The sequence below is a fragment of the Arthrobacter sp. 05L421 genome (assembly GCF_056397785.1).
The window spans coordinates 1-16,562 of record NZ_JBFTOC010000039.1 but is presented as its reverse complement, the minus strand read 5'-3'; the positions used below and the strand labels follow the sequence as shown (position 1 = coordinate 16,562).

Annotated in this window: 12 protein-coding genes; 6 read left to right on the top strand and 6 right to left on the bottom strand. The window is 65.8% G+C overall.

Annotated features, from left to right (window positions below; all coding sequences use genetic code 11):
* Window positions 1-149: 149 nt before the first annotated feature.
* Together AC1DKQ_RS21965 and AC1DKQ_RS21960 are read right to left on the bottom strand one after the other, a co-directional pair.
* Entirely contained in the window at window positions 150-437 is a 288-nt protein-coding gene (locus AC1DKQ_RS21965) for an aldo/keto reductase (RefSeq protein WP_476920229.1), read from the bottom strand.
* Window positions 438-534: 97 nt separating this feature from the next.
* Window positions 535-807, bottom strand: coding sequence for a hypothetical protein (locus AC1DKQ_RS21960; RefSeq protein ID WP_476883835.1), 273 nt, complete (start codon window positions 805-807; stop codon window positions 535-537).
* A 432-nt stretch (window positions 808-1,239) separates the two neighbouring features.
* Between AC1DKQ_RS21960 and AC1DKQ_RS21955 the strand changes: the two genes are divergently transcribed.
* Window positions 1,240-1,722: a sensor histidine kinase gene (locus tag AC1DKQ_RS21955; protein WP_476920228.1), complete on the top strand. Its 483-nt coding sequence runs from the start codon at window positions 1,240-1,242 to the stop codon at window positions 1,720-1,722.
* Between the two features lie 127 nt (window positions 1,723-1,849).
* Here AC1DKQ_RS21955 and AC1DKQ_RS21950 read toward each other — a convergent pair whose 3' ends face one another.
* The gene (locus tag AC1DKQ_RS21950) at window positions 1,850-3,040 is read right to left on the bottom strand and encodes a glutamate--cysteine ligase (protein ID WP_476920227.1); all 1,191 of its coding nucleotides are present in this window, start codon (window positions 3,038-3,040) and stop codon (window positions 1,850-1,852) included.
* 382 nt (window positions 3,041-3,422) lie between these two features.
* Between AC1DKQ_RS21950 and AC1DKQ_RS21945 the strand changes: the two genes are divergently transcribed.
* From AC1DKQ_RS21945 to AC1DKQ_RS21925, 5 genes are all read left to right on the top strand, one after another.
* Window positions 3,423-5,678, top strand: a complete 2,256-nt coding sequence (locus tag AC1DKQ_RS21945) for a putative bifunctional diguanylate cyclase/phosphodiesterase (protein ID WP_476920226.1) — start codon at window positions 3,423-3,425, stop codon at window positions 5,676-5,678.
* 104 nt (window positions 5,679-5,782) lie between these two features.
* Window positions 5,783-7,918: a putative bifunctional diguanylate cyclase/phosphodiesterase gene (locus AC1DKQ_RS21940; protein ID WP_476920225.1), complete on the top strand. Its 2,136-nt coding sequence runs from the start codon at window positions 5,783-5,785 to the stop codon at window positions 7,916-7,918.
* Between the two features lie 96 nt (window positions 7,919-8,014).
* Window positions 8,015-8,722 (top strand): hypothetical protein, encoded by a 708-nt coding sequence (locus tag AC1DKQ_RS21935; RefSeq protein ID WP_476920224.1) that lies wholly within the window; start codon window positions 8,015-8,017, stop codon window positions 8,720-8,722.
* Window positions 8,719-11,067 (top strand): multicopper oxidase domain-containing protein, encoded by a 2,349-nt coding sequence (locus AC1DKQ_RS21930; RefSeq protein ID WP_476920223.1) that lies wholly within the window; start codon window positions 8,719-8,721, stop codon window positions 11,065-11,067. The genes AC1DKQ_RS21935 and AC1DKQ_RS21930 overlap by 4 nt, the downstream gene beginning before the upstream one ends.
* Window positions 11,068-11,341: 274 nt before the next feature.
* On the top strand, window positions 11,342-13,183 hold the full coding sequence (locus AC1DKQ_RS21925; protein ID WP_476920222.1) for a putative bifunctional diguanylate cyclase/phosphodiesterase: 1,842 nt from the start codon (window positions 11,342-11,344) through the stop codon (window positions 13,181-13,183).
* Window positions 13,184-13,271: 88 nt separating this feature from the next.
* Here AC1DKQ_RS21925 and AC1DKQ_RS21920 read toward each other — a convergent pair whose 3' ends face one another.
* The 3 genes from AC1DKQ_RS21920 to AC1DKQ_RS21910 form a co-directional block, all read right to left on the bottom strand.
* Window positions 13,272-13,571, bottom strand: coding sequence for an excalibur calcium-binding domain-containing protein (locus AC1DKQ_RS21920; protein ID WP_476920221.1), 300 nt, complete (start codon window positions 13,569-13,571; stop codon window positions 13,272-13,274).
* 103 nt (window positions 13,572-13,674) lie between these two features.
* Window positions 13,675-14,523, bottom strand: coding sequence for an SDR family NAD(P)-dependent oxidoreductase (locus AC1DKQ_RS21915; protein WP_476920220.1), 849 nt, complete (start codon window positions 14,521-14,523; stop codon window positions 13,675-13,677).
* A gap of 164 nt (window positions 14,524-14,687) precedes the next feature.
* A complete protein-coding gene (locus AC1DKQ_RS21910; protein ID WP_476920219.1) occupies window positions 14,688-16,190 on the bottom strand; it encodes a CBM96 family carbohydrate-binding protein in 1,503 nt (500 codons plus the stop codon).
* Window positions 16,191-16,562: the final 372 nt, after the last annotated feature.

Sequence of the window (16,562 nt, the reverse complement as noted above, 5' to 3'; positions counted from 1 at the left end):
GCAATCACGACCTGGATCGAAAGGACCTACCACCGCCGGCGACGGCAAAGACGGCTGGGAAAACTCACGCCCATCGAATATGAAACAATCAACCGGACCGCGCTCACAGCGGCCTAAGACCCCGAGTCAACAAAAGCCGGGGCAGTCCCCTATTGGGCAATTGCGTTCAGTTGCTTGATCGCGTCGGCCAGCAGCTCAAGGGCGGCAGCCGAAACGTTGTCCCAGGGGTGCGCGAGCGAGGACGTGCCGGGGATGAGCAGGATGTTCGGCGAGCGCTGCAACAGCCAGGCTAGGGCGACACCCATCGGGGTTGCCTGCAGGCGTCCGCCGACATCCCTGAGGGTGCCGGACTGAAGCGGCGTGAATCCGTCCAAGGGGAAGAACGGGATGTAGGCGATGCCCTGCTCCGCGGCGTGCCAAGCCAGCCGCCCGCACACGACCGGCGGCGCTGGCCAAACGCGCCGTCCACCGGCGGCAGATCGCAGATATGAGCGGCTACACGCCTCAAAGACCCGCCAACGCTACGTCCCCGGGTCAGGTGCTGGGCTCGGGTTCGACCAGCATCAGGATCGTGTCCCGGCGTACGCCGTCGAATTTCATGGCGTCGGCCGCGGCCTCGGACTCCATCATTCGCTGGAACGTGTCCATGTCCGGGACTTCGACGATCAGGCCGACGCGGTTGGATTTCTCCGGGTCGACAAAGGTTCGAACAGTCATGCCCATAGGTCCGAAGAGCTCCTGGCGTCGCGGCGAGCTGAGCCAGTGGTCAACGTCGTCGACCTCATGGAAGATCAATAGAGTTGCCATCGTTGCCTCTGCTTTCGAAAGCGGTATCAGGAGCCGGATTGGAAGGCAATCGCATGAGGAACTCCTAATCCAAGCAGAAATTACCACGCCCGCCTGATCTTCGAAAGGCAGCCAGAAAAAGCGGCCTGGATCGCTTCCGGCGGCCTAGGTACGTTCTGCCGGCGGGCTCACCGGCGGCGGCGAGCGTCAGGGTGACCCATAGGCCCTCACGGCAAGTGTCAGGAAATCCGTAACAGATCCCAATCTGCCGCAATTGTCGGTACTCAACAGACGTCGGTCGGGGATTTGCGATCACTGAGGAGGCTGACAGCCAGGCATACTCATCTGCTCCGATACCTGGCGAAATCTCTCGGGCGCGGCCTGCAGAATCAAGGTTCAGTCTCCGCGGCGCGGCACAAGAAAATGCCAACGACACAAGCGCACAGTAAGAGTATGAAATCACTACTAAGCGATGAAGTCGTCGCCGTACGTGGCGTCCTTACCGATACACACCCGGTCGACTTCCATGCTCTTGGGGTAACCGGTGCAATTGACCGCCTGACGCTTCCCCTCCGCGAACGCGGGACCGTGGTGCATCTGGAGACTCCGCACCATAGGACGGAAGTAGACCGGAAATCCGCAACTCTTCTGTACCGAGCGGCGCAGGAGCTCCTCAGCAATATCTACAAATTCGCTCAGGCCTCGGCTGTGACCGTCCGGCTGGGCTGCGTCACCCAAAGCATGAGCCACGGCGTTCAGCTCAAAGTGACCGACGACGGCCGGGGTTTCGATGTGCCGGCAGCCATGATTGGTCGGCACACCGGCATGGGACTGCGCCTCATGCGAGCGGCCGTGGTCCTCGCCGGCGGAGAGATCATCATCGATTCCTCCGCCGCTGCGGGAACCTGTGTGACGATAACACTGCCTCTGGACTAGCATCCGCGGCACCGCTTTTCTGCTCGGGACCAGCGGCCGGGCTGGCGTGCTGCTGGCTTGCTCACGACCATCGCTCGGGTGGAGCCCACCGCAGTCCAGTCCACGTGGCGGCAGTCTCCGTTGTGCATTAGCCGGAGACGGAGACCAAATCCGTGCTTGGGTTAGTCGTTTCTCCGTCCCTTCCGAGGACCGGCTCGCCGAAGCGGAAATGATCGGCAGATTCTTGATGGGTGACGCCGGTGGCCAGAGCGACGACGTCGGCGAGTCTGCCGTAGCGGTCGAAAGCCTGCCTCTGCCGGGTGGCTCCCGTGCCCTGATCAAGGATCCTTTGCAGGGACTGGTCGACGTAGGCGGTATCGCCGGTGTCCTCCAGGGCCTCCCGGACATGGCCGCGGAGTGCGTCGAAGACATTTCGTGCGGTGTCTGGCCGGTGCGTTACCGGGTGGAGGAGCTCTCCGTCCGTGCCCCAACGGCTGGCGCGCCAGGCTCCCTGCCGCAGGATTGCGGCGGGAACCAGGTCCGGTGGCTGGCCGGCCTCCCATTCCCGGGCGGCATTCTCCACAAGTGCCCGTACCAGCGCAGCAATAAGTGCCGCGTCGCGGGCATCAAGACAAACATCCGCCACCCGGACCTCGACGGTCGGGTGGCGTACAGACAGCCGCGCGTCGAAATCCGGGCTGGTGACGACCCCGGTGCCCAACAGGCGTTCCCCCAGCGAGTGGTAGGCCTGTGCCGAGCCGAAGACCTCTGTGGGCCCTGCAGTCGACCACCGGTTCCACGCCTGGGTTCGGAAACTGGCGTACCCGCTGTCTGCGCCGTTCCAGAAGGGGGAATTTGAGCTCAATGCTATGAGGGGCGGCAGCCAGGATCTGATCCGGTCCAGGACCGCGACCCCTTCCTCATCGGAGCCCACGGAGACATGGACATGGAATCCACAGGTCAGCTGCTCTCGGGCCGTCAGAGCGAACTTTTCCATCAGGGCGTCATACCGGTCGTTGCGGGTGGCGTGCGGTGCGGCCGGCAGCGGGGACGTGGCCAGGGCAGCGATCCTCGCGCCGGCCATCCGGGCCAACGAGTCGGCATGGGCCCGGCCCGCCCGTATCTCGGCCGCGAGTCCGCTCAGGCTGGAATGCGGGTGCGTGATGACTTCGAGCTGCTCCTGCTGAAGCTCGGCGGCCAGCATTGGGACGGGTGCCAAATGGTTCACCGCCTGGCGGCCGGGATCGTGTAGGCGAAGCACCTCTCCGGCCAAGGGCAGAGGGTATCCGTTATCGGGATCCACGATCAGGAATTCCTCTTCAACACCAAAAGTACGCACGTGCTAAGTGTGACGGACGAAAGCGACCGCTGAGTACCACACGGCAGAGGCGGCGTGCAGGGGCGGCAGTGGTCACGCGGGAGGAATCAGGAGTCCGGCGGCACCGAAGATCGAGAGGGCCGCGCGGCCAAGACGTGAGCACCGATTACTACCGCCGCTCCCCCTCGTTGCCCCATCACTCCGGGCGGCCAAACCCGGGTTTTAAGCACCCTAGGTGACAGCGCAACGGGGGGTTTGGTCATTCCGCGCGGGCCCCGACCGGGATCCGCCCCGCCCCGCCCACGTGTTGACAAGGCCTGTACCCTCCGGGCGCCTATGATTTCCCGATGGGAGGGTTCTCTATGTCTCGTTGGTGGTCTCAGGTTCGCCCGGCGGTAGCCGGATGACGGCGTCGTCGTACCCGCCGTCGTCGTACCCGGAGGAAATCTCCGGCGAAGTCTCCGGGACAGTTCCGGAGGAAGTCTCCAGCGCGGTGCCGGGCTATGGGGACCTGGTGGAATCCAGCCCCGACGCCCTGCTGGTGGTGGCCGAGGACGGGACCATCCGGATGGTCAACACCGCCGCGGAGCGCATGTTCGGGTACCCCCGTGGGGAGCTCGTGGGCTCGGACCACCGCATCCTCCTGGCCGAGGGGTTCCGGAACGGGCTGGAACGGCTGTTCTTCAACCTCCGCCGCCGCGACGCCCACGCCCATACCGACGTCGTCGACGACGAGACGGACACAGCTCCCGTGGAGGCCTACGGGGTGCGGCGGGACGGCACGGAGTTCCGGGCCGAGGTCGCCGGTTCTATTTTCATCACCGGTACAGGCACCCGGGACGGGACTGGTATTGGCGCTGTGAGCATGATCGCCGCGGTGCGGGACACCTCGCATCGGCCGGAGAACGATGACAGCCTCCGCGAGGCCATGTCGCTGCTGAGCGCGACGCTCGAATCCACTGCCGACGGCATCCTGGTGGTCAGCAGCGAGGGCGAGATCGCCGGCGTCAACAATCAGTTCCTCACCATGTGGGGCATCCCGCGGGAAATGCTGGCCACCGGGGACGATGAGGCCGTGCTGGGCTTCGTCGTGGACCAGTTGCGGGACCCGGCCCAGTTTGTCGAAAAGGTCGAGGCCCTCTACGCCGATCCCGCGGCGGAAAGCCACGACATCCTGGAGTTCCGCGACGGCCGGACCTTTGACCGCTATTCGCGCGCGCAGAAAGTCGCGGGCCAGGTGGTCGGACGGGTGTGGAGCTTCCGCGACGTGACCGCGGCCATGGATGCCCAGGACCGGATCACCCGGGCCATGGCAGATCTCGCCGCGCAGTCCGCCCAGCTCAAGGCGCTGGCGTTCCGGGACGGACTGACCGGGCTGTCCAACCGCCAATTGTTCAACGACACCCTCGCCGGCGCCCTCGCGGGCCCGCGCGGCACCGCGGTGGATGTCCTGCTCCTGGACCTGGACGACTTCAAGGAAGTCAACGACATCCTGGGCCACCATGCCGGGGACCAGATGCTCATTGAGGTCGGCCGGCGGCTGCGCACCTGCGTCCGGCCGAGCGACGTCGTGGCCCGGCTCGGCGGCGACGAGTTCGTGGTGCTCCTGGTCGACTCGGCGGAGCCCGAGGCGGTGGCCGCCCGGATCGTCGACTCGCTGCGCCTCCCGGTGTGGATCGACGGCACCATGTTGCGGCCCAGCCTCAGCCTGGGACTCGCCTCGATCGGCGAGGCCGCCGTGGACGCCTCCGAGCTCCTGCGCCGCGCCGACGTCGCGATGTATGCCGCCAAGACCGCCGGCAAGAACCGGTACATGCGCTTCCAGCCGGAGATGATGAAGGCCCTGGTGGACCGCAACGACCTCGAGGCCGGATTGCGGCTGGCCGTGGATAACGAACAGATCGCCGTCCACTACCAGCCGATCGTCTCCGCCGGCAGCGGGACCGTGACCAAGGTGGAGGCCCTGGCCCGCTGGGTGCGCGACGGCGTGCTCGTTCCGCCCAACCAGTTCATTCCAGCGGCCGAACGCAGCGGCCTCATTGTCGAGATCGGCACCGAAGTGCTGCTGCGCGGCTGCACCGAACTCAAGCCCTGGCTGGAAGAGGTCTCCTCCCGGTCCCTGGCCGTGAACGTCTCCGGCGTCCAGCTGCAGCACGGGGACTTCGCCGAGCTGGTCCTGGCCGTGACGGCATCCTGCGGCGTGGACCCGCGCCAGCTGGTCCTGGAGGTCACCGAGAGCGTCTTCTTCGAGGACGACTGCCACGTGATCGGCCAGCTCATGAGCCTGCGCACGGCCGGCGTCCGCGTGGCGCTCGATGACTTCGGCACCGGCTTTTCCTCCCTGGGACGGCTGCAGGGCCTGCCCGTGGACACACTGAAGATCGATCAGTCGTTCGTGGCCATGATCAACACCGGCACGGAACCGCTGCCCATCCTGAACGCCATGATCGGCATGGCCCACGGACTCGGGCTCACCGTCACGGCAGAGGGCGTGGAAACGGCCGCCCAGGCCGGCTATCTAATGAATCTGGACTGCGATTGCCTGCAGGGTTTCCTGTTTTCTGGCCCCCAGCCGGAGGCCACGCTCCAGCCTGCATTGGACCGGGCCGCCCGGGCCATCGCCGCGCTGAAAGGCGTTCGGGTGCCCGGCAACCGGTGACCCGTAAAGTTCCGTGGCCGATGTGCTGGACACTAGGCCGAAGGACCCTATGATTCAGGGAAACGCATTCATCCGGGCACCTCGGCCGGGAACATCATCGCTCTATGAACTTCCGTCGCTTGGGGGCCGGTATCGTCGTGGGAACTGGACTTGGTGAAGACCTGCTGGAGCAGGGTCCTGATGCGTTTCTGCTGCTGACCGCGGACGGGACCATAGCCTTCGTGAACTCGGCCGCGGAACGGCTGTTCGGCTACCCGCGCCAGGAACTCCTCGGCGTCCAGCACACCATCCTACTTTCGGAGGAAGCCCGCGGCGGTTTCCTGCGGGTCTTTGGCCGGCTGGGCCGCAAGAGCAAGGCCGGCAGCCGGCCGTTCGCCGCCGTCGGCCGGCACCGAAACGGCTCGGAACTCGCCGTGGAGATCACGTGCGCGTTGGTGAGTGTCGACGCCGGCACGGCCATGGCGGTAGCCGTCCGCGACGCCGATCACCGCAACGACTCCGATTCCGGCCGGCGGCTGGCCGTCTCGCTGCTGGACGCCACGCTGGAATCGACGTCGGACGGCATCGTGGTGGTCTCCAACGAGGGCCAAATCACCGGGATCAACGATCAATACCTGAAACTGTGGGGCATGCCGCCGGAGCTGATCGCGGCCGAGGACCCCAATGCGCTGGTCCGCTTCATCGCGGACCAACTGGTGGACCCCGACTACTTCCTGCAGAAGGTCGCGGAGCTCTACGCCGACAGCCGGATGCAGAGCCACGACGTCCTGGAGTTCGCCGACGGCCGCACGGTGGAGCTGTACTCCCGCCCGCAAAAGGTGGCGGACGCGATCGTGGGACGGATCTGGAACTTCCACGACATCACCTCACGCCGGCGCGCCCAGGACCAGGCCCGCCGCGCCATGGAGGAACTGGCCGAGCAGGCGGGCAAGCTCAAGGAACTGGCCTTCCAGGACCCGCTCACGGGCCTGGCCAACCGGACGCTCTTCAACGAACGGGCCGCCGCGGCGCTGCTCACCCCGGAACCGGTGCACGTGCTGCTCCTGGACCTGGACGACTTTAAGGAAGTCAACGACGTCCTGGGCCACCACGCCGGCGACGAGATGCTCGTGGAGATTTCCCGTCGGCTCCAGAACTGCGTGGGTCCGCACGGCACGGTCGCCCGGCTGGGCGGGGACGAGTTCGTGGTCCTGCTGGTGGGCTGCCGGGACGCCGACGCCGTGGCCCAGCGCGTGGTCAGCACCCTGAACGCCCCAGTCTCCATCGAGGGGACGCTCATGCGGCCGGGCCTGAGCCTGGGCGTGGCATCGCGCGACGCCGGGACGGAGACGTCATCGGAGCTGCTGCGGCAGGCGGACCTGGCCATGTACGCGGCGAAGGAGGCCGGCAAGAACTGCTATGTGCACTTCCGGCCCGAGATGCTGGCGGCACTGCTGGAGCGCACCCAGCTCACGGCCGGGCTGCGGCGGGCGGTGGAGCTGGGGCAGATCACGGTCCACTACCAGCCCGTCATCTCCAGTGACCGGCTCGAGGTGGTGCAGTTCGAGGCTCTGGCCCGCTGGGAATGGGAAGGCGAGCTGATCCCGCCGGACGATTTCATCGAGACCGCCGAACGCAGCGGCCTGATCCGGGAGATCGGGGCCGAAGTGCTCAGGCGCAGCTGCACCGAGCTCGCCCCGTGGCTCGGCGAGGACCCGTTCCGGAGCCTGGCCGTCAACGTCTCCGGCGTGCAGCTGCAGCACCGCGATTTCGCCGAGCGTGTCCTGGACATTGCGGCGTGGAGCGGGGTGGACCCGCGCCAGCTGGTCCTGGAGGTGACCGAGAGCGTGTTCTTCGACGCCCACTCCCACGTGATCGGCCAGCTCGAGACCCTGCGCGAGGCCGGCATCCGGGTGGCCCTGGACGATTTCGGGACCGGCTATTCCTCGCTGGGCCGGCTCCAAGACCTGCCGGTGGATGTGGTGAAGATCGACAAGTCCTTCGTGTCCATGCTGCAGACCGGCGTCGAAAAGCTGCCCATCCTCACCTCTATGATCCACATGGCCCGGAGCCTGGGGCTGAAGGTCACCGCCGAGGGCATCGAGACGCCGGCTCAGGCCCGCTACCTCATGGACCATGGCTGCGATGCCCTGCAGGGTTTCCTCTTCTCCCGCCCGGTACCAGGGGTGGCCCGGCAGCGGGCCGTCGGCAGCTCGGTGGCGGCCATCGCTGACCTCGAGGGCGTGCCGCTGCCCGGGTAGGCTGTGCGGAAACTCGCGTCCGGCTTCCCAAGTTTTCCATAAGGCCCTGTCAGCACCATTGGGCCCTATCGCGAACTCGACGTGGAGGCACCGACCATGGATTCACGCTCACCCCTGATTTCCGGCCCTGTCCTGAGCCGGCGCCAGTTCGGACTGATCGTGGGGGGCGGTGCCTTCCTCCTGGTGGCGGGCGGCACCTACGGCGCCATCTCCCGAAGCGGTCCACAGGCTGCAACGCAACTGGCTACCGCCTTTGGTGTCCTGTCGGTCACCCGGGCGGGCCGCCTGGCCCGGCTGAACGCCAAGGGCCAACAGGCATTCCGGTCACTCGAAAGCGCAGCCGCCCTGCTCGACGATCCCGGCTCCCTGGCCGCAGGCGCTAACCGGGCCGTCACGGGAAGTTTCGAACGGGCCGCGAACTCGACGAACCTCTCCGCCACTTCCCACGATCACGACCACGACGGCGCTCCACCGGAGGATCCCGGCTGGCCCCAGCCGTTCAACCAGACCTGGGGCGACGTCGTCCTCCTTGAGGTTGAACTCCGCAACTCCAGTCACGAACCCGTGCTCTTCAGCCCCGGCCAACTACGCCTCCGGCTGCTCCCGTCCGGAACCACCATCACTCCCCAGGACTTCGACCGCGGCCTGGGCACGGTAGACCCCGGGGCCGCAGAGCATCTCTGGATCAGCTACCTGGCACCCCATGACGCCCTCGCGATGGAACTGGAGTATGCGGAGCCGGAACACGATGGCACGGCCATCCTCTCCCTTCCGCCTCTGACCGTTAGCCAGGTGAAGTCATGAGCCCGCTCGACATCCACATCAATGACGGCTTCCTGCCCATGGTGGACGGAACCCGCGTCTACCACCGGGGGTTCGGTGACCGGCGGACGCTGGTGAACGATCCCAAGCCCAGCCTGGTCATCAGCCCGAGGGTGTTCCTGCGCAACGGATCGGTGGTGGCGAGTCGCACCTACCCCCTGAAGGCCACCCCTCCCCCGCTCGGACGCCCGGCACCGGCTGCCAAGGACCCTGCCAACCCCGGTGAATTCCTGGTCCGCCGCGCATTCTGGGCCAGCTTCTTCCCGGACCGGACGCTGATCGCCGAGACCGGCAGCACCATCAGCATCCGCGTCACCAATCACCTGGCCCAGCCGCACGCCCTGCAATTCCTCAACGCGGGAGCGGGCAACAGCCACGTGAGCACCGGCGAGATCCGGCCCGGTCAAACCAAAACCTTGGTATTCCCGGCCCCCAAAGCAGGCACCTACCTCTACTGCGATCCTGGCGCCGATCCGGCCGATCCCACCGCCGACCCGGTTCAGCGCGTCCTGGGCCTCTTTGGTGCCTTGCTGGTCACGGATCCGGCCTCGCCGTGGCTGCCCATGCCCAACGGGCCGGAATTTGAACGCCAGTGGTTGTGGATGCTCCACAACGTTGACCCGGTCTGGGCCGGCATCGCGTCGCGCAACGGAACGGTGGATCCGGACAAGACGCCGGTGTATCCGCGGTATTTCACGCTCAACGGCCGCAGCGGCTTCCAGTCGCTGGCCGCGTCCACCGACGAGGCGCTGAACCGCGTCCGGGATGAGGACTCCCTGATGTCGGGCTCGGCCCGGCAGGTCGACGTCCGCAATTTCAGCCAGAGCGCCAGGGCAGGAACTGTGAGGACCGGCCAGTTGATGCGGTTCCTCAACGCCGGCGTCGTCCACCACCAGCTGCACTTTCATGGAAACCACCTCTGGACTGTCAACCGCAACGGGAGCATGTTTCCGCGTACCGGCGGAAGAATTGACGCGGACGGTCACGTGGTGCTGCAGCAGTGGGAGGACGTCATTGAAATGCACCCGCTGGACCGCAAGGACTCCATGCTCCCGTTGCGGCGGCCGCCGGAGGTCATCGATGAGGTGTGGAACGCCCGGAACGAGGACTGGGACTACCCCATGCACTGCCATGCCGAGCCCTCCCAGGTAGCCAGGGGCGGCATGTATCCCGGCGGGCTGGTTGGCCACTGGACTGTAGCGGCGCCCGCGCCCGGAAGCACGGGCGCGGCCACGCACGAGCTCTTCCGCACCCAGGTGGATTTCAGCTCCCATCAGATGCACGAGGGAAGCCCCGAAACCGAGTTCCGCCAGAATCCAGACGTGGAACACGAGTTCAAGTTCTTCAACCGCGAAATGGTGTTCGACGACGGCGGCAAGTTCGAGATCTGGACCTTCGAGACCGAGAACTCCGGGCGGATCTTCCCCGCACCCCTGATCCGGCTCACCGAGGGGCAACTGTTCCACGGCACTGTCCGCCCGAGCAAGAAGGTCCACACTATCCACTGGCACGGCATCGAGCCGGATCCACGCAACGACGGCGTCGGCCACACCTCATTCGAGGTCTCGGGAAGCTACACCTATCAGTGGCGGCCGGAACGCGGGCAGCCTGGCAACCCGAACGTGGGTGCGTCCGGCACATATTTCTACCACTGCCACGTCAACACCACACTGCACGTGCAAATGGGCATGTTCGGCCCGCTGATCATCGACCCCCCGGTACACCCGGACTTTCCGGTGACCAAAGGCGCCAGACGGGCCTTCGTTGACGGTCCGGAATACGACATCGACACCGAGACCATCCTCGTCCCTTACTCCGTCGACCCCCGCTGGCACCTGCTCAACCACGCCGCCGGGCTCTCGGGCGAGGACGTTGGACTGGACAAGTTCAATCCCAAGAACTTCTACCTGCTGGGCGGCGAATTAGCCCGTCCCCCGAAAATCGAAGGCCCCACCAGCCTTACCCGCATCCGGGCCAAGAGGGCAGGAGGAGCCATCAAACCCACCCTGCTGCGGCTGCTCAATGCCAACTACTTCCCGGTCAACGTGCGCTTCACCGATTCCGCGGGCAAGCCGGTGGCCATGGCTGAACTCATCTCGCACGACGGACGGCCGTTCCGGGACACGTCCAACCCCACCGGTCCGGCAGTGCCGATTTCGGCCACGGGCCCTCTGCGGTCCAGCCTGGTCAACTTCGGTGCCGCCGAGCGCTACGACATGCTTCTGCGCCCGCCGGCCCCCGGCACGTTCTGGCTCTACGTGGACCTGCTGGACTGGATCACCCAGGAGGTCCTCTTCACACGGAGGGTTCCAGTCGCCGTCGTCTAGTAGTCGGCGTCTAGTCGTCGGCGTTTTCGACGCCGTCCAGTCGTCACTGACTGGCAGTGGACCGCGACGTCGGCCCGGCGTACCGCTGCGGGTAGCCCGGCAGGCTGGCCGGGCAGGGCGTCAAATCGGGGCGCGCTCGACACATTCGGTGGCGGGATGATGCCCATCACGTTCGGTGAGCCGGCACGGCATATGATTCAGTCAGCGCAGTGCGCCTCGCTCTCCGCAAGGCGCCCGCTACCCGTATTCATTGCCTGGGGGGCTGTTAGACATCGTGGAAGCTGGTTTCGCACAACAACTGCTGGAGTACAGTCCGGACGCACTCTTGCTGGTGGGCCCGGACGGTTCCATTTCCTTCCTCAACCCGGCAGCGGAACGGCTCTTCGGCTACTCCCGCGCGCAGCTTATGGGCGCGGACCACAGCATGCTCCTGGCCGAGGCCTCGCGGGAGGAATTCCATGGCGTCCTGGCCGCGCTGGGCAAGGCCGCTGGCGCCCGCCCCCAGTTCACCGGCTCGGGCCGCCGGGCCGACGGCACCGAACTTCCGGTCGAAATCACGTGCTCCCTAGTCCCCGCCCCCGAAGGAACGGCCGACCCCGGAACGTCCGTGGCGCTCTCGATCCGCGGCACCGCCGGAGCGAACCCCGCAGGGAATCATGCAGGGAACCATGGAACAAGCTCTGGCGCCGGCAACGCCAACCGGCCCCTCAGCGGCGACTTCATCCGCCGTCGTACTCCTGGTTCAGCGGGAGCTCCTGGCCTAGGCGGACTTCAGGGTGCCGCCGCACCCGCGGCGTTTGCCGGGCACGACGACGAACTCAGGGCCGGGTCCCTCCGCGACCCGCTGACGGCTCTGCCCAACGGCCCCCTCTTCAACGAGCGGCTCGCCGCGGCCCTGCGCCGCCCCGATCCGGTGGACATCCTCCTGCTGAACCTCGATGACTTCAGGCACCTCAATGACGTGCTGGGACGCTCGGCGGCCGATGAACTGCTGGTGGAGCTGGCCAGCAGGCTGCGCAACTGCGTCCGCCCGCACGACACCGTGGCCCGGCTGGGCGGCGACGAGTTCGCGGTGCTGCTGACCGAGTGCCTCAACGCGGACGCGGTGGCCAAGCGGATCGCTGAGGCCCTCTACGCGCCCCTGCGCGTGGGCGGCTCCATGGTCCGGCCCGGTGTGAGCATGGGCCTGGCGTCGAAGTCGGTGCAGACGCTGGACGGGGCGGAGCTGCTGCGGCAGGCCGACGCCGCCATGACCGCGGCGAAGGCTGCCGGGAAGAACACTTGGCTCCGCTTCCGGCCGGAAATGCTGAACACCGCGGCCCACAAGGTGGACGGCGATTCCGGGCTCCGGCGCGCCGTCGAGCTGGGCCAGATCTCGGTGCACTACCAGCCCGTGGTGTCGCCCGGCATCGGTTCGGTGGTGCAGTTCGAGGCGTTCGCCCGGTGGGAGCGGCACGGCCGGCTGGTGCCGCCCAACCAGTTCCTGCCCGTGGCGGAGCAGAGCGGCCTGATCCGCGAGATCGGCGATGAAGTCCTGCGCCGCGCCTGCGCCGAGATCCGGCCATGGCTGGCCGGCGACCCCGCGTACAGCGTCGCCGTGAATGTCTCGGGCCTGCAGTTCCAGCACCGGGACTTCGCCACGGACGTGCTCGCGATTGCCGCGTCCACCGGCGTTGACCCGCGCCAGCTCACCCTTGAACTGACGGAGAGTGTGTTCTTCGACGCCGCCTCGGACGTGCTGGGCCAGCTGCGGCAGCTGCGCGCGGCCGGCGTCCGGATTGCCATGGACGACTTCGGCACCGGATATTCCACGCTCGGCCGGCTCCAGGAACTGCCCCTGGACAACGTCAAGATCGACCGCTCCTTCGTGGCCATGATCAAAACCGGGCAGGAACAGCTCCCGTTCTTCGCCACCATGATCAACGCCGCGCAGGCCCTCGGACTGAAAGTCACGGGGGAAGGCATCGAGACCCCCGCGCAGGCCAAGTACCTGATGGACCGCGGCTGCGACTCCCTGCAGGGCTACTTGTTCGCCAAGCCGGCCCCCGCCAGCCACCTGGCCGGGACCATGGAGAGCGCCCTGACCGCCCTGGACAAGGTCGACGCCGCGCGGTAGCCGTCCGCTTGGCAGCCGTCCCGTCCGGCCGGTAGTGGGTTAAACATGTCGGGATCCCCGCCGTTGGCGAGGATCCCGTCAGTTCACGTCAGCGCTTTTCGCAGGCGATGCCGTCGTTGTCGCGGTCGAGGTCGTATTCGCCCCAGTGCCTCGCACCGCCGTCGTTGTAGCTGTACAGGGTGTTGTCGATGCGGAAGGTGGTGACCGGCTTTCCGGTGGTCTTGTCTCGGGCGCCCCATTTGCCGACGCCGTGCGGGTAGACCTTGTTGAGCTCTGTGCAGTTCTTGTACGACTTCGGCGCGGGCGCGGCGGATGCCGGCACGGCCGTGGCGCTCAGGACGACGGCGGCACCCGCCAGGGACGCGATAATCAGTTTCTTCAGGTGCACGTGTGAGAGCACTCCCCCCAATAGAAGCCCTCGGCCGCGAGTCGGCGAGGGGCAGGGATATGCTAACCCACGGAACGGGTGTTGTTGGTGAGGCTCACGTGATTTACTGCCGGCGGTCCAGCTTGTCGAGGTCCTGGGCCACCATCGCCTCGCTGCGCTGCCACAATGCCTTGGCCAGGCCGGCGTCGTAGGCCTGCTTGTTGGCCTTGGAGAGGGTCCGTTTGGCGTAGTAGGCGCCGGAGATCCAGTCGTGGCCCGGGGTGGCGTTGGCGAGCCACACAAGGGTGTCCGCGCCCTGGTGAGGCGTCAGCATGAAGCGCTTGAGGAAGGACGTGTAGGCCAGTCGCATGGGGCTTGTGGAGTCCGCCGCGAAGTTGGTGGCCACGCCGCCGGGGTGGAACGCCGCCGTCGAGATCCCCTCGGTGTTGTAGCGGTTGTGAAGCTCGGTGGTGAAGAGGATGTTGGCGAGCTTGGCGTTGCCGTACGCGCGGTTGGTGGAGTAGCTGCGGGCCGCGTCGAGGTCGTCAATGTCCAGCTTGCCGAACAGCGAATTCGCGACGCTCGAGGTGTTGATGACGGTGGCCTGGCTGGCGGCGAGGACGTCGATCAGCTCAGTGGTGAGCAGGAACGGTGCCAGATGGTTAACCTGGAAGGTTGTCTCGTGGCCGTCCACGGTCAGCTCGCGGGCTCCCATGATGCCGCCGGCGTTGTTCGCCAGGACGTCGATCTGCGGGTACTTTTCCTTCAGCTGCGCGGCCAGGGTGCGCACCTGGCCCAGATCGGCGAAGTCGCTGACAAAGAAGTCAGCGCCAATTTCGCTCGCGATCGTCTCGGTCTTCTGCGCGGAACGCCCGACGACGACCACGCGGTCCCCCTGCCGGGCGAAGGTCCGCGCGGCGGACGCTCCAATGCCGTCGCTGGCTCCGGTGATGACGATAGTGCGCTCGGGCATTGAAGTGTCCTTAGAACGAAAGCGTTGGTCTGGTCTTTTGGAATCCAGCCCCGTCAAATTCTAACGAGCCCAACCCGGAGAACGTTCCGGACCGCCCGGGTGCTGCCCGGGAGTCTGCTGGGAATCCCCTGCGGCACCTAGGTGCGCAGCACCTAAGTCCGCACTTAGATACGCAGCGGCGTCCGGAAACTCAGAGCCGTGCTGGCGTTCTGCAATTTCAGGCCTATGGCCAGCATTTCTTCGGTGGTCCGGAGAAGGGAGTAGTGGTTGTAGTTACCCTGGATGACGGTGCCGGGGACCACAGAAGGAGCCACCACGAAATTGGGTATCGGGGTATCTTCGTCAAAAAGTACGAATATCGCCGTTCGCCCTGCCCGGTAGCTTTGGCTGTTCAAGATAACGGGCATCCATTGCGAGAGCCAGGTGTCGCCCGTGGCGACGCTGCAGTCATGCATGTCATTGCAAACATTCGGCACCACCACGGAAAAGTTCGGCAGAGTGTTATTAGCCAGGTCGCTTGCCAGTTGTCCCGCGCTCACGTTGCCCAGGGGCACATTGTTGACCGCGCATGCCGCCCTGTCCCCCGGACCTTGGTAGTAAACCTCAGGGTTGTGCCGCTCTGCATACAGACCGGACGCGCTCAAACGGCAGTTCGAAGGCATGTCCTCCATGTAGCTCTTATAGGACTGGCCGGCCGTTCGCACCTGCCGGAAGATGTTATCGGCCGTAATCGGCGGCAGGCCGCTCGGGTTCGAATCGGAAGTAACACCCTGGGTGCTGCCCGAGGTCATGGCCAGATAGCTCGGCAACGAGGGCAACCCCGTGCCTGCGTCACTCCAGGTGGACACCGACGCGCACTGGCTCGCCTTCGTGCTCATGTACGGCGCGCTGGCGTTCCCGATGACCTGTGAATAGGTCTTGTTCTCAAAAATCACCCACATGACGTGGTCGTATTTCGCCGGAGCGACGGTCGCCGTGCCGCACGGGTTGGCTCCGGGAGGCGGAGGCGGCGGCGGAGGCGGAGGAGGAGGGGGCGGCGGCGTGGCATTAGTGGTGACAGTCAATCGAGGCCGTTGCGTGGTGACGGAAGACTCCTTGGAGCTGTAAATGACGCCGTCGGAGGATGTGGTGCTGATGCGGAACGAATACGTCCCGTCACCCTTAATCGCACCGAAGAGATCAAACTCAACAAAAGTGTTATCCGCAACAGCGCCGTGCGAAGCCACGATCGGCGTTTCCGCAACGGGCGCGTTGTTGAAGGTGATCGTGTTTTCGCTCCAGGAGTTATTGAGGACCCATCGGATCTGGCCGCCCGAGTTGGAGGGATCCGTGGCGAACAGCCTGAGCTTGGCGCCGGTCACGGTGCTGCCGGCAGTGCCGGAGACCGTGAACTTGAGGAAGATCATTTCGACAGGCGAATTATCAGCCTTCAGGCTTGTTGCCGTCCGGAAGTTAATGGTGGGGCTGTCACGCTTCACCACAGCATCTGCCGTAGTAGAAAAGGTAAACGTAGCGGCTTCTGCGGGGCCCGCAATAAGGGACATTGTGGCGGCCACCAGGAAAAAGACTGACGCCAGGGAAATCCATCGACGACCCAAAGAGTACCGGCTAGACCGATGCCTTTTAGTACCGTTTTTGCCCAAGGCGAAACCAGGATCGACGCGCATCGTAGGACTCCTAGAGGGTCTGGACGACGCACCCTGCGCCTTAGTGGTTCGTAGGAATTCACACCCTAGCTTGCGCAAAAATGGCCCACAATGCCCGCGCCCGAAATAGCCGGCGGGCTAAAGGTATTCCCAAGGTTTCCAGCGCTTCAAGGTATCTCCGGGATTCACCGGGCTGTGGAGCTTGTGCCTGAACTGCCCGCCTGGTCCGTCAGCGGTTCTTGTCCCAACTGGCTGGCAGCAGGGGCCGTTCTGGGCCTCCAAAACGGCCCCTGCTGCGGGTCAGTTGTGAAGTGCCGTTAAATGCGGGAGGACCCCCAACGTGGTTGGGGGTCCTCGACCGTTAATGGTGTTCCGGCGGTGACCTACTCTCCC

Coding starts and splice junctions, on each gene's coding strand:
- AC1DKQ_RS21955 (WP_476920228.1), top strand. CDS start 1,240: ATGAAATCACTACTAAGCGATGAAGTCGTCGCCGTACGTGGCGTCCTT.
- AC1DKQ_RS21940 (WP_476920225.1), top strand. CDS start 5,783: ATGAACTTCCGTCGCTTGGGGGCCGGTATCGTCGTGGGAACTGGACTT.
- AC1DKQ_RS21945 (WP_476920226.1), top strand. CDS start 3,423: ATGACGGCGTCGTCGTACCCGCCGTCGTCGTACCCGGAGGAAATCTCC.
- AC1DKQ_RS21935 (WP_476920224.1), top strand. CDS start 8,015: ATGGATTCACGCTCACCCCTGATTTCCGGCCCTGTCCTGAGCCGGCGC.
- AC1DKQ_RS21960 (WP_476883835.1), bottom strand. CDS start 807: ATGGCAACTCTATTGATCTTCCATGAGGTCGACGACGTTGACCACTGG.
- AC1DKQ_RS21910 (WP_476920219.1), bottom strand. CDS start 16,190: ATGCGCGTCGATCCTGGTTTCGCCTTGGGCAAAAACGGTACTAAAAGG.
- AC1DKQ_RS21915 (WP_476920220.1), bottom strand. CDS start 14,523: ATGCCCGAGCGCACTATCGTCATCACCGGAGCCAGCGACGGCATTGGA.
- AC1DKQ_RS21930 (WP_476920223.1), top strand. CDS start 8,719: ATGAGCCCGCTCGACATCCACATCAATGACGGCTTCCTGCCCATGGTG.